Annotated in this window: 12 protein-coding genes and 1 pseudogene; 7 read left to right on the top strand and 6 right to left on the bottom strand. The window is 61.2% G+C overall.

Going from position 1 to position 10,996, the window contains the following annotated elements; translation table 11 throughout:
* The first annotated feature begins 201 nt into the window (after nucleotides 1-201).
* Nucleotides 202-903: a GntR family transcriptional regulator gene (locus tag QN345_RS10465; RefSeq protein ID WP_322136635.1), complete on the top strand. Its 702-nt coding sequence runs from the start codon at nucleotides 202-204 to the stop codon at nucleotides 901-903.
* A 210-nt stretch (nucleotides 904-1,113) separates the two neighbouring features.
* Here the strand turns inward: QN345_RS10465 and QN345_RS10460 are convergent, their stop codons facing one another.
* Complete coding sequence (locus QN345_RS10460) at nucleotides 1,114-1,476, bottom strand: hypothetical protein (protein ID WP_322136636.1); 363 nt, start codon at nucleotides 1,474-1,476, stop codon at nucleotides 1,114-1,116.
* Nucleotides 1,477-1,606: 130 nt separating this feature from the next.
* On the opposite strand from QN345_RS10460, the gene QN345_RS10455 reads away from it, so the two are divergent.
* Nucleotides 1,607-2,080 carry a hypothetical protein gene (locus QN345_RS10455; protein WP_322136637.1) on the top strand — a complete coding sequence of 158 codons (474 nt, stop codon included), beginning with the start codon at nucleotides 1,607-1,609 and terminating at the stop codon, nucleotides 2,078-2,080.
* A gap of 470 nt (nucleotides 2,081-2,550) precedes the next feature.
* On the opposite strand, the gene QN345_RS10450 is transcribed toward QN345_RS10455, so the two are convergent.
* Nucleotides 2,551-2,874 carry a DUF1003 domain-containing protein gene (locus QN345_RS10450; protein WP_323508630.1) on the bottom strand — a complete coding sequence of 108 codons (324 nt, stop codon included), beginning with the start codon at nucleotides 2,872-2,874 and terminating at the stop codon, nucleotides 2,551-2,553.
* 107 nt (nucleotides 2,875-2,981) lie between these two features.
* Here QN345_RS10450 and QN345_RS20595 point away from each other — a divergent pair.
* Nucleotides 2,982-3,204: pseudogene (locus QN345_RS20595) on the top strand (hypothetical protein); the annotation flags it as partial.
* 383 nt (nucleotides 3,205-3,587) lie between these two features.
* Here the strand turns inward: QN345_RS20595 and QN345_RS10445 are convergent.
* Nucleotides 3,588-4,550, bottom strand: coding sequence for a ferritin-like domain-containing protein (locus tag QN345_RS10445; RefSeq protein WP_322136639.1), 963 nt, complete (start codon nucleotides 4,548-4,550; stop codon nucleotides 3,588-3,590).
* A gap of 295 nt (nucleotides 4,551-4,845) precedes the next feature.
* Between QN345_RS10445 and QN345_RS10440 the strand changes: the two genes are divergently transcribed.
* Together QN345_RS10440 and tatC are read left to right on the top strand one after the other, a co-directional pair.
* Nucleotides 4,846-5,103 carry a twin-arginine translocase TatA/TatE family subunit gene (locus QN345_RS10440; RefSeq protein WP_322136640.1) on the top strand — a complete coding sequence of 86 codons (258 nt, stop codon included), beginning with the start codon at nucleotides 4,846-4,848 and terminating at the stop codon, nucleotides 5,101-5,103.
* A gap of 47 nt (nucleotides 5,104-5,150) precedes the next feature.
* A complete protein-coding gene (gene tatC, locus QN345_RS10435; protein ID WP_322136641.1) occupies nucleotides 5,151-5,903 on the top strand; it encodes a twin-arginine translocase subunit TatC in 753 nt (250 codons plus the stop codon).
* A gap of 32 nt (nucleotides 5,904-5,935) precedes the next feature.
* On the opposite strand, the gene QN345_RS10430 is transcribed toward tatC, so the two are convergent.
* The 3 genes from QN345_RS10430 to QN345_RS10420 form a co-directional block, all read right to left on the bottom strand.
* Nucleotides 5,936-6,340: a twin-arginine translocase TatA/TatE family subunit gene (locus QN345_RS10430; protein WP_322140594.1), complete on the bottom strand. Its 405-nt coding sequence runs from the start codon at nucleotides 6,338-6,340 to the stop codon at nucleotides 5,936-5,938.
* Between the two features lie 205 nt (nucleotides 6,341-6,545).
* Complete coding sequence (locus QN345_RS10425) at nucleotides 6,546-7,220, bottom strand: CocE/NonD family hydrolase C-terminal non-catalytic domain-containing protein (protein WP_323508631.1); 675 nt, start codon at nucleotides 7,218-7,220, stop codon at nucleotides 6,546-6,548.
* The gene (locus QN345_RS10420) at nucleotides 7,145-8,284 is read right to left on the bottom strand and encodes a CocE/NonD family hydrolase (RefSeq protein ID WP_323505295.1); all 1,140 of its coding nucleotides are present in this window, start codon (nucleotides 8,282-8,284) and stop codon (nucleotides 7,145-7,147) included. Before QN345_RS10420 ends, QN345_RS10425 begins: the two co-directional genes overlap by 76 nt.
* A 123-nt stretch (nucleotides 8,285-8,407) precedes the next feature.
* Here QN345_RS10420 and QN345_RS10415 point away from each other — a divergent pair, with 123 nt between their 5' ends.
* Nucleotides 8,408-9,079 (top strand): TetR family transcriptional regulator, encoded by a 672-nt coding sequence (locus tag QN345_RS10415; RefSeq protein ID WP_322136644.1) that lies wholly within the window; start codon nucleotides 8,408-8,410, stop codon nucleotides 9,077-9,079.
* A gap of 201 nt (nucleotides 9,080-9,280) precedes the next feature.
* Entirely contained in the window at nucleotides 9,281-9,586 is a 306-nt protein-coding gene (locus tag QN345_RS10410; RefSeq protein ID WP_322136645.1) for a hypothetical protein, read from the top strand.
* Nucleotides 9,587-10,996: the final 1,410 nt, after the last annotated feature.

The following is a 10,996-nucleotide window of genomic DNA, read 5'->3' as shown; positions in this document are numbered from 1 at the left end:
CCCGTAGCCCCGTAGCCCCGTAGCCCCGTAGCCCAGGGCGATTTTCCCCCCCTCCGCGACCTGACCAAGGGAGGCACACCCGCTTTCGTTTTCTCGGCCGTCGTTGCCTCCGCGGGGCTAGTGGGCAATAATCGAGCTCACCTGAAAGTATCGTGCGTGTTCAGATTGTTGGCGCGCAGGTGAGTATGAAATGGATACGCCATGGTGTCAGTGCAGACAACCGGAGTCACACGCGGTGCGGAGCCAGTTACAGGCGGACAGGCCGCGTTCGTTTATCTTCGGCGCCGCATACTGTCGGGTGAGATTCCCGCCCGAGCGGTGCTCCGGGAGCAGTCCTTGGCCGAAGAATTGGGTCTGAGCCGGACCCCGGTTCGCGAGGCCTTGCGTCGCTTGGACGAAGCCGGTTTCGTTGACTTCACACCCAATCGTGGTGCGACGGTTGCCTCGTGGACTCAGGAACAGGTGCGGGAGACGTATTACCTGCGCGCAGGCCTGGAGAGTAGAGCTGCCGGTTTGGCTGCCACCCGGATCGGCGATGAAATTCTCGGACAACTAGCTGATCTCATCGTGTCGATGGACGAATTCGTACTCGCCACTGACGATGAAGGGGTTACCCGGCTTGGCGAGCTCAACGCCGAATTCCATCACATCAGCGTGGCGGCGTCGGGGAATCAGCAGCTGATCCATCTGACCGATTCTGTTGGCCGTATCCCGATGATGGCGCAGGTTTTTCGCCGCGATGGTGGGAGATTTCGGGCAGGCAGCAATCATCATCACCGCGACATACTCACGGCGCTTCGGACACACGACGCCGTCTGGGCCGAAGCAATGATGCGCGCTCACATTCTCGGCGCTCGGAACGCAATCCTGGATGGGGACAGCACGGATCTCGACACTGCGTAGTCACACGCGGGCAGGTGTCTGGGGGCGTAGGGCGGCCCGTTGCAGCGGAGATTCCTGCGTCAGTCCTGTCGTTGTTCAGACATGTAGAAGGATGCCGCTGGTCTCGCCGCGCCTGAGGGTTCAGGGCTGGTCTCGCTCAGTCAGGACCTCAGATGATGAGCTGCGGCAGTGTGATCGTCGGGCATGACTGGTAGATGATGTTGGCCGGGTTTAGTAGACGTCGTCCCAGTGGTCCTCGGTCGACCAGTCTTCGGACGCTGATGCCACTGCACGTGTGACGATGCTTTCAGTACTGGACACCGAAGCGAGAGAGTTGATGTCGTAGCGAAGGACGGACACGGCGTGGTGCGTCACCGGTTCGTCACCCACAGTATTCTCGGGAATGCTGATGAGTTCGCTGCCGGAGGCAAGGAGAAGGCGAATGAGTATTTCGCTACCGTCTGCTGTGTAGGACGGCACCTCTACTACTTCGGATTTGTGCCACTCGCTGAGCGTTGCGGCGAACTCCAGGAGCGCATCCGCAACGGTATTTGTGGTTAGGAACGTCGTTCCGCAGTAAGACATTCTCTTCACAGTTGCCCCGGTTTCTGCGCTGCAGCAGCTCGAAAACATTCGTAATCTTGCCGGGCCCCTTCCATCCCTGTATCCGGCCGACGTGAGTCAGAAGTACACGTTGCCTTGAAATGCGCGCGAATAGATGTGCATGGTGTTCGGCGAAGTTGCGGAGATCGAAGGAGGCGTTGTTGTGAGCCTGCTATCTCATCGATATGCACATCATGTCAACCTGGTTGCGCATGGACAGATACGAGTTCAGGGTGTACGCATGAGACGAATTACGTTCGGCGGTGCCTCGTTCCTGACGGCAGATCGAATCGCAGACTCCCTCGTCAGTCTCTTGGTGGTGCTCAACGCCAAACATAAGTCTGCAGTCGCGTTAATCCCAGTGGTGTTGATCGGGGGCGCAGTGGTGACGGCAACACTTCTCCTCGGGCCGACAAGCGCTTTCGTCGCTATCCCGGAAGAATCCTTCTGGCCTGAACCCGATGCCGCAGACGCCGTTATGCACCTTGAGTTTCTCGGCCAGGCGGCGTCCACTCCTGGAGAGACCGGGTATTCAGAGACGGTTGCTGTCCCTAGCTACGAATGGGGTGACCCGGACTTGCATGAATTCTGGTGAAGCTGGACGTCAGTAGGGAGAAGATTCACCCCCAAAATGGTCACTCCCAGGAGGCCGGGCGAAGTTCCGGGAGCCGCCGGAGTGATGAACCGCTCGACGAAGCGGAGGGGAGCCGGGCTCGGTACTGCCAAGGCAGGCGATGCGTCAACAAACGAGCACCACATGCGAGAATCACGGGCAGATTGAGATGAGGAAGCACAATGATCGCCGTCCGATTGCAGACGCGAACGGGAGAGGATATCGAAGTCCGCGCTTTGTCCGGTTGCGATGGAGGATCATTGACCGCCGCATTGCCACAGACATCGCTCTTTGCCTGGTTGGCTTCATCGCCAAGAACCACGGCAGTTTTGAAGTGATGGTATTCCTTGACCCGGTGGAGCGCGCCGTCTTCCCGACTCTCGCGGGAGCAATGTCGTATTTCGTGAATTCGTCGTCCAACATTCTTGACTGCAACATTTTGCGCTAGCGAACTACTTTGGACTTTGAGGCGTGGTGCGCCCAGAAGCCACAACCTGCAGCTCCCGCAATATCTGCAGTTGCTGAGTGTTGATCGCCATCAACAGCTCGATCTCTTTTTTCGATTCCACATTCGTGTCGAGATCGTGTTGGGCCATCACTCCTGCAATAGCGTCCTGACGCTTAGCGGCTATGAGCAAGATTGCACCCTGCAGCCCGGCGAGCATCGACAAAAATAGATTCAGCAGGATATACGGGTACGGATCCCACGCCTTCTCCGACAAAGCTGCCCACAAAAGGCCAACTCCCCATTCCGTTCCGCACCACGTCCGCCGCACGCTGGCCTCTGGTCAGGGAATCCCGATGTTTCTCATGCCACGTCTGGGGTTTGTTGTTCATGACCCACAGCCTAACTTCAGTCGATATTGGGCTCCGCGTGGTTCCACTGACCGCGTGCGGCCAACGCCCTTTAAAAGCAACTCACGAAGGACACCACACGAGGGCTCTTGGCCAGTCTGCCGTGCTCGCCCTGCTGGGAGACCTCAAATTCACCGATGTCACCGATCGCATCCGCGTAGCGACCGAAACCCTCCACCAAGAACTCATCGACGCGGAAGCGGTCGCTTCATCGACGCCGCCTGTTCGGGCGCATCGGCGACCGCAGCAGCTTCATTGTGTCCATTGCGAAACTATCGAGCACAAGGCCCACTTTGTCCCGGGGTCCGTTGTCACGGGCGCCCGGTGACGAAGTCTCGGTGTGCCACGCTCAGTCTGGCGCCCTGCGCGGGCACCGAAGGACGCCTTCAAGCGTCTTCCAAAGAATTCTCTCAGTCCGTCGCAGCGTGCGAGCGTTGCACGTATTGAGGCATTGCCAGGTCTTCTATCAGGAACCATGGACTCCGCCACCGTTCGATTTCGTCCCGATCGTGCGCACGCCGTTGGCGCTACGACAACCCGCATTCGTGCCGCTTGTCCGGCGCTGGCGGCACGGACGACGAGCGGAATGGCCCCTTCTGCCCGCTGTGGACTACCGGGCAAAAGGGGCCGGTTCTTAGTTGGCGCCGCTCGTGTTGATCTTGCCGTTGACGCCCGCCGGGTAGAAACCGCCCGAGCGTACCTTCTTCGGGTTGAGGTAGGCGATGTTGAGCACTTGTCCGGTGGTGCGGCTGAAGGCCAGCCCGTTGTTGTCCGTTGGAACGAGATTCGCCTTGTCGGCCGTGCCGATGCCCTGGTCGAGATCGGTGGACCCGTCGAGGCTGTCCCTCGCATCCGAGATCTTCTGCACGCTGGAGTAGATGGCCGGCGTGTTGACGCCGAGGGCATAAAGCGTTGTACGGATGATCCCGGCGTGATATGCCTCCACCGCCAGCAGGCCGGCCGCCGCGTCCAGGTAGGTTTTATTGCTGATCAGCGGTGCGGCGCCCTTGTAGGAGGTCACGCCGACGTCCTCAAAGATGAAGGCGCCAAACAAGAAGTTGACCTCGTTGGCGTACACGTCGAACTGCTCGGTGCTCCCGATCAGACCGGCGGCGCGGGCCGCTGCGGTGAAGCTGGAGTCGAGGCTCAGCTTCGGCCGGGACACGGCAGCATTCCCCAGTGCGCTGCGAAGGAAGGCCACGTGGGACTTCTCGTCGGCCGCGATCTCTTCGGCGTACTTGCGAATCAGCGGGGTGTCGAAGGAGACGGCACGCCCGCCGGAGACGCTGCCGCGATCGCCGCGACCAGTCGTCATATCGTCGGGCAATCCGGAGCCGGTAACCGCCCGCAGGTAGAACTCCGCCTCGAGGTACTCAAGGTTCAAGGCGAAGTTGAGGATGGACGAGTCGCTGGGCCCGTCTCCGTTGTCGCCGTCGTCGTGGCCGCTTTCGCCAGCGAAAGCTGGTTGACCGGCCAGGAGCACCGCCGAACCGACACCGAACCCGGCAACGCCGGCGGCCTGGAAGAAACGCCTCCGATCGAGGGGCGATTCTGCGCTCCTGCCGATCGCATGAGTGATGAATTTTTGGTCGAACATCGACTTCTCCTGCCATTGTGGGTCAATGGCGCGGCCGGGACCCCCAGTTCGCACCCGTGTCGCGTCGGTGCATCCGTCCTCGCATCACAGTCAGGTAACGGTGACTTCAAAAGGCTAACTGGCGCCCAACGCGTACGGAAGATGAGACAACCTCATGATTTCAGAAGATGAAAACTTCATGCTCTTGGGAATCGACTTTGCCTTTTGCTGCAATATAACGCTCCTTCCCCTGACCCGAACGCGCCTTGACGGTGTAGGTTGCTGAGACATTCTCAGAACTGAGAGGACACACCATATGTTGGGGAATTTGACTGGATGGCATTTCCTGATCATCCTCGCGATCATTTTGCTGCTTTTTGGCGCACCCAAACTTCCCGGGCTGGCGCGCAGTGTGGGGCAGTCGATGAAGATCCTCAAGGCTGAGATCAAAACGGAACCAGACGTCTACGACACGCCCGTCCCAGACACCTCCGTCCCGGCGCCCGCCCCGCCAGGGCGCAGCGCGCAGAGCGCGACACCGTCGGGCCCGGCCGGGCCGCCTCCGGCGCCGTAGGCATCATGTTCGTTGGCGCTCGCTCGCGTGCGGACCCGAACGGGCAGATGACCCTGGGCCAGCATCTTCTGGAACTGCGAAAGCGCCTGTTCTTCGCGGCGGCCGGGATCCTGATCGGCGCCCTGGCAGGCTGGTTTCTTTCTGGATTCGTGTGGGACGCGCTCCGAGAGCCGATCTACGCGATCGTGCATGCGCAGCATCGGAACGCCCAGATCAACTACCCCGATATCACGTCCGCGTTCGACCTGAAACTGAAAATCTCCCTCTACGTGGGCCTGGTCGTGTCGAGCCCGGTGTGGCTGTACCAGGTCTTCGCGTTCTTGATGCCGGGCTTGACACGCACCGAGAAGCGCTACACCTTCGGGTTTTTCTTCACCGCCGTTCCCCTTTTCCTGGCCGGCTGTGCTGCAGGCTGGTACGTCCTCCCCCACGTCGTGGAACTCATGACCGGATTTGCCCCCACCCAGGACGCCGCGTTCATCAACGCCCAAAACTACTTCGACTTCGTCCTGAAACTCGTCGTCGCGATCGGAGTCGCGTTCGTCCTTCCGGTCTTCCTCGTTTTGCTGAACTTCGCCGGCGTTATCAGCGCCCACTCCATCATCAAGTCCTGGCGAATCGCGTGCCTGATCATTATCCTGTTCACCGCTATCGCCACCCCCGCCGCGGACGTCGTCTCTATGTTCCTTCTGGCCATCCCGATGGTGCTGCTCTACTTCGCCGCCTACGGCATCGCCTCTCTCCACGACCGCCGACTCGCCAAACGCACCCGCGACGCGGAGGCAGGTATGACCGCGTAGCCTGATGAAGTTCGCAACATCAACGAGCGTCGTCAGACCCCGGCGGGACTGACTGGGGGGGGTCCGGACTCCGGCGGTGCCGCCGCTGGTACCGGCGAGATCGTGTCTGCCGCGCCGCTGGACGGGGAAAGCGGGTCGGCGCTCGGTCGCCGGGGTGGGCTCGGAACATGGGGCGCTACGTCGCCAGCATCCAGGAGGACATCCCTGATGATCCGGCGGGGGTCGTACTTGCGTGGGTCGTACTTCTTCCAGTCGACGTCGTCAAAGTCTGGGCCCATTTCATCTCGCAACCGATCCGACGCCCCCGACGCCAACATCCGCAACTGCCGCACCACACGACCCAACACTGCTGCGTAATGCGGGAGCCTGTCCGGGCCCAGCAAAAAGACCGCCACCACTCCGATCAACACCAGCTTCTCAAACGTCAAACCAAACATGCGCACACAATAGCCCGACTCCGTTCTCAGGGCTGCCGCACCATACCGTCGGCGGGGTCTGTCAAGTCTTTGGCGCTGACCCCGGGGAGTGAACATTCTCTCTTGTGAGGTGTCCACTCTCCGGGGTCAAGGCCTGTGTCAGGAGTTACACCGAAAATCGCATAGGGAACGCTCGGTGAGCGCTCCCTATCGGTACTCGGACCGGCTATCGCGATTGCAGGGGCAGCTGCAGGTATGAGGCGTGCTCGCCTCCGGTGTGAACAACGTGCTGGCCGCTGTTCGCGCCGACGTACTCGCGGATACCGGGCATCATCGTGCCGAGCAGGTTGCGGGAGCTGACTACGAAGCGCAGCTGCTCGCCCGGGTGGAACACCAGCCCGACCGGCAACAGGTCGATTTCTATCTCGACGATCTCGCCGGGTGCGAGCTTCTCGACCCGGTCGAAGGTGTGTGTGGGCACTTCATCCGTCGACAGCGTCTCGTCGAGGTGACGCAGCGAGACCCGCAGTCGACCGTCTGAGCCTTTGTATTTCAGAATCGTCGCACCACGGTCGGTGAGGTCGTGTGCGATTGCGCTCTGATTCGGAACCGTGAACGCTTCCAATGGTGTGCCGTAGGCGTCGAGCTTCTGCACGAGCACAAAAATGTCCATGTCGTCGCAGTCACGGGCTTCGACGAAGAGGCGCGCCTTCGGGTAGCCCGCCAGCACCGTTTCGTCGGCAAAGCGCGTGAGAAAAGACACGGCGTCCGGGTTAGCCGCCACGGTGTACGCCACCGGCACCTCGGCGCCGGGCGCCGTGATGGTCAGCGCGCGAGAGCGGCCGTCGAGGTAGAACTTCGTCGGCACGGAGTCGGCCGGTGGAAACTGGTCGGCGGGGATATCGATCCGGTCGCCACCCTCAAGGTCGAGCAGTGAATAGCGCACGGGGGGGTCTGCTCCCAGCCATTGTCGTGGTCTTTGAGGAAGTGGTCGAAGAAGCGGCGCAGCTCGTCCTGGTGCTGTTCGTCGTAATAGTCGGGCCATTCCTGGGTGTTGTGGATGCGCAGCCATTTCTCCTCCGACGCCATCCGGCGCCACGCGCGGAAGGTTCCGGCGGTGTGGAGAGTGTTCGAATAGCTGGCCACCACGTATGCCGGCACCGTAATCTTGTCGAACGCGGGGATTTTGTTCTCCCACAGGTCGTTGACGAGCGGATACTTTTCGACCTCGCCGATGATGTCTTCTTTTTGGTTCTTGCCGAAGAAACTGCCTTCCTGGAGCTGGCGGGCGAAGCCGGTATCGGGCATGCCGCCGCGCATCACCAGGTCGCGGTAAACGTCGCTGACGCCCTCCCACGGGTTGATCGCCGCCAGGTGAGGCGGCTGCTCGGCGGCGGCGAACCACTGCGAAACCGCGAGGTAGGAGGTTCCGCTCATACCGACCTTGCCTGTGCACCACTCCTGCTCCGCCAGCCACTCGATGACGTCATAGCAGTCGCGGCCGTCTTGTCGGTCCCAGAGCACGCTGCTGCCCTCGCCGTCGACGATGCCTCGCATGTCCGGGTTGCAGATCGCATAGCCCTGGGCGACCCAATACGCCGGATCGGCGCCTTCGAATTTTTCCAGTCCGGAGACGATCGAGTTGTCCAGACCCACCAAGCCGAACACGCCCATTACGGCGAGTGAGGAGCCCTGGGCCTTACCGTAGGGGCTCCAGGCCATGATGACTGGGACTTTCTCGGATCTGGCGGGCCGGAAGACGTCGGCGTAGATGGTGACACCGTCGCGCATCTGCACGGGCACGTCCTTCTCGAACAGGATATCGACTGGCAGCGGCTTGAACTGCGGGGCGATCTGAAAGCCCGCCTGGAGGGTTCGGGTTCCGGGATCGAACGCGGTTAGCGCTCCGGTGCGCGCCGGGGGCAGCGGGGTGGAAGGGACGTACATTCTCTGTTCTTCGCTCATCGCGGAGCTCCTCTGGTTTCGTGATCCTGGGATCGACTCTCGGGCCGGTGCGAGCGTACGCCCAAAAACTCAGAAACTCAACAAGCGTTGAGAAAATAAGCGCGAAAGAGCTATATTGAGTTGATGACGATACAGAAGCAGCCAACACCGACCGTGCGGCGCGGGCGTCGACCTGGTGGCGTGAACACCCGGGCAGTGGTGCTCAAGGCCGCCCGGGCTCGTTTCGCCCGGGAAGGATTCGCCGCCACCACGATCCGGCTTGTTGCTCTGGACGCTGGGGTGGATGCATCCCAGGTGATGCAGTATTTCCGGTCGAAGGATGAATTGTTCGCTGGGGTGATGGCCATCACCCCAGCGGCGCTGGAGCGTTTCAGTACCGCATTTGAGGGGCCGGACAAGCACCTCGGTGAACGGGTCGTCCGCGCCTACCTGAGCGCGTGGGAAGGCGTGGCCGAGGAGTCGGAGCCGCTGATGGCGATGCTCCGCGGCGCGATCGTCAACGACACCGCGAGCGGGCAGCTGCGCGACTTCATCCAGTCCCGCCTGCTCGTCGGCACCCGCGACCGCCTCGACCCCGACGCCGTCCTCCGAGCTGGCCTCGCCTCCTCGATGCTCGTCGGCATCGTCACCGGACGTCGCATCATCGGAGTACCCACGCTCGTCGCAGCGGACACCGAAACGCTCGTCGCCGTCGTCGGACCAGCGATCCAACAGATCCTCGTTCCCACAGCAGCAGCCACGCACCTCAGCACAGGCCCACGCAGAAGCCAGGATTCGGAAGGGCGGCAGCTATGAATCCCTGGCGGAGCCGTCGGGCGATCGCGAGTTCGGCGGAACATGCCGGACGACGAAGCGCCGCACCGCCCACCCCCGGGACCGGCCGAGGCGTCGTTCCTGACCCGCTATGTGAACCGAGGACTGCCAACAGCGGCCCCGTCTGGCGCGACGGCCTCCGACGCACTGGAATTTGCTCGCACCTGTACGGACAGGATGCCCATGCGCTTATACCCCGCCCCGACGCTCGGGAACGTCGCCGAGCTCGCCGATGCATGGGATCTGTACCCCCTCCTCCAAGAGGACTTGCTCGCCGGCCACCAGCACCCCAAACTCGAACACTACAGCGACGTGCTCTCCCTCTTCATCCGCTCCGCACGCTATGACGACACACGGGAGGAAGTCGACTTCGCCGAATTCCACGTCCCGCTCCGCCCGCACGCGGTAGCACTGCGGTGCGAGAGCGGGAAATGGATAGACGGCAGCGCCCGTCGAGACTCGTCCTCTCTTTTTTGGGGCGAGACCTAATCGCCTGTTGGCTAATTTTGTCTCAATTTGTCCCGATCGAGTGCCAAATTATGGCCCCTGAATCGGCGTGAGCGGGGGCTTCTGTCCCGTCATACGGTCCAAGCGTGTCACACGGGGTATGCCTGTTCGATTCGTTTGCGGTGAGCATTCACGCTTGCCATTTGGGTGAAATCACAATGAAGCGGTCATTTTCCACGTGACCGGAAGGACGGAGAACGTGAACCTGCCCAAGTGCAGCACCGACAGCACCGCGGGTGGTAGCGGCGACCCTCGACTCCTACGACGACTTCTTCGACGACGACCTCGACCTCGTGGCCGACGCCCTCGACGACGCGCGCTCGCTCAGCATCGACTGATTACCCCTAACGCATCCTTAGATCGCCTCGTCTCCCATTGCGCCTTGGAACGCTAAGAGACTGAGTGCTGTAGATCCCGCTTCTCGTTCTCTCAACCTTTGGGACGGTCATAGTCCGGATTCGAGCGGAGTCGAAGGACGACTCCCGCAGCTATCGAGCCAAACAAAAACTCGAACACAAGTCCATGAGACAACGGGGTCGAGAAGCCGGCCGTACCAATGACCAGGAGCGTGAAGCCCAAGGTGAAACCGAAGGCGACGTTGGACAAGATGCGGAAGCGCTTATGGCGTTCAGTACGTGGCGGGCTCAACTTCAGCTCCTCCTGACCGTCCGGTCACGGTTCGACGGCCCCTGCTCTGTGACGGCCAGGTCACAGCCGCTCAGAAGCTGGCAGAATCAGGCCGCACTTCTGACGGTGGTTGCCAAAGTGTTGCCCTGCGGGGTTTTGCGGGAAAAGAAAACCCCCACATCCCAGTGTTTTCAAGGGATGCAGGGGGTGATTCGTGGCGGGTTGTTCCTATAACTCACAGGCTGGTGAATCACTGGGCAGATTTTCGGCACTTTCGCGCACATCCTCTACGCTCTGCCAAATAATCCTCTGGGCGCTCCCGTCGACGAACTTGAGAGCCTCGTGGCGGAGACTTTGGATGGCCTCCATCTCGTCCTGCTCGAAATCGTGAAATGCAGGCCCGACGCCACCCTGTGACTGGCCGGCGCGCTGGCACACCACGGTCTCATCGACGCGATTCCGCCGCGCGCGGAGATCGCAGTTCCACGAGGTCAATCGGTGCCAACGACGACGGCAGCGGTTCTATGGCACAGCTTCGACCGCGATACTTTCCCGATCGGACGCGAGGAGATCTATATCACAGGTACTGAAGAAATCATGGGCGTGTACTCACGCGGAGCGCTCCTTAGTCGATGTCTTCCGACTGTGAGGCTCCGGAGGGTATGAGGTAGGGATTGAGGCGTTTAAAGGGCTCTCCTGACGTTACCGTGGGTGGTTTCCGAGCGCCTTAACGAGTGCACGCCGCTCTCCGTCTAGGTTTCTAAC

The organism is Cryobacterium sp. 10I1 (assembly GCF_035019805.1).
Classification (GTDB): Bacteria; Actinomycetota; Actinomycetes; order Actinomycetales; family Microbacteriaceae; genus Cryobacterium; species Cryobacterium glucosi.
Note: the sequence above shows the minus strand (reverse complement) of the source record. Positions and strands in the feature narration are given on the sequence as shown.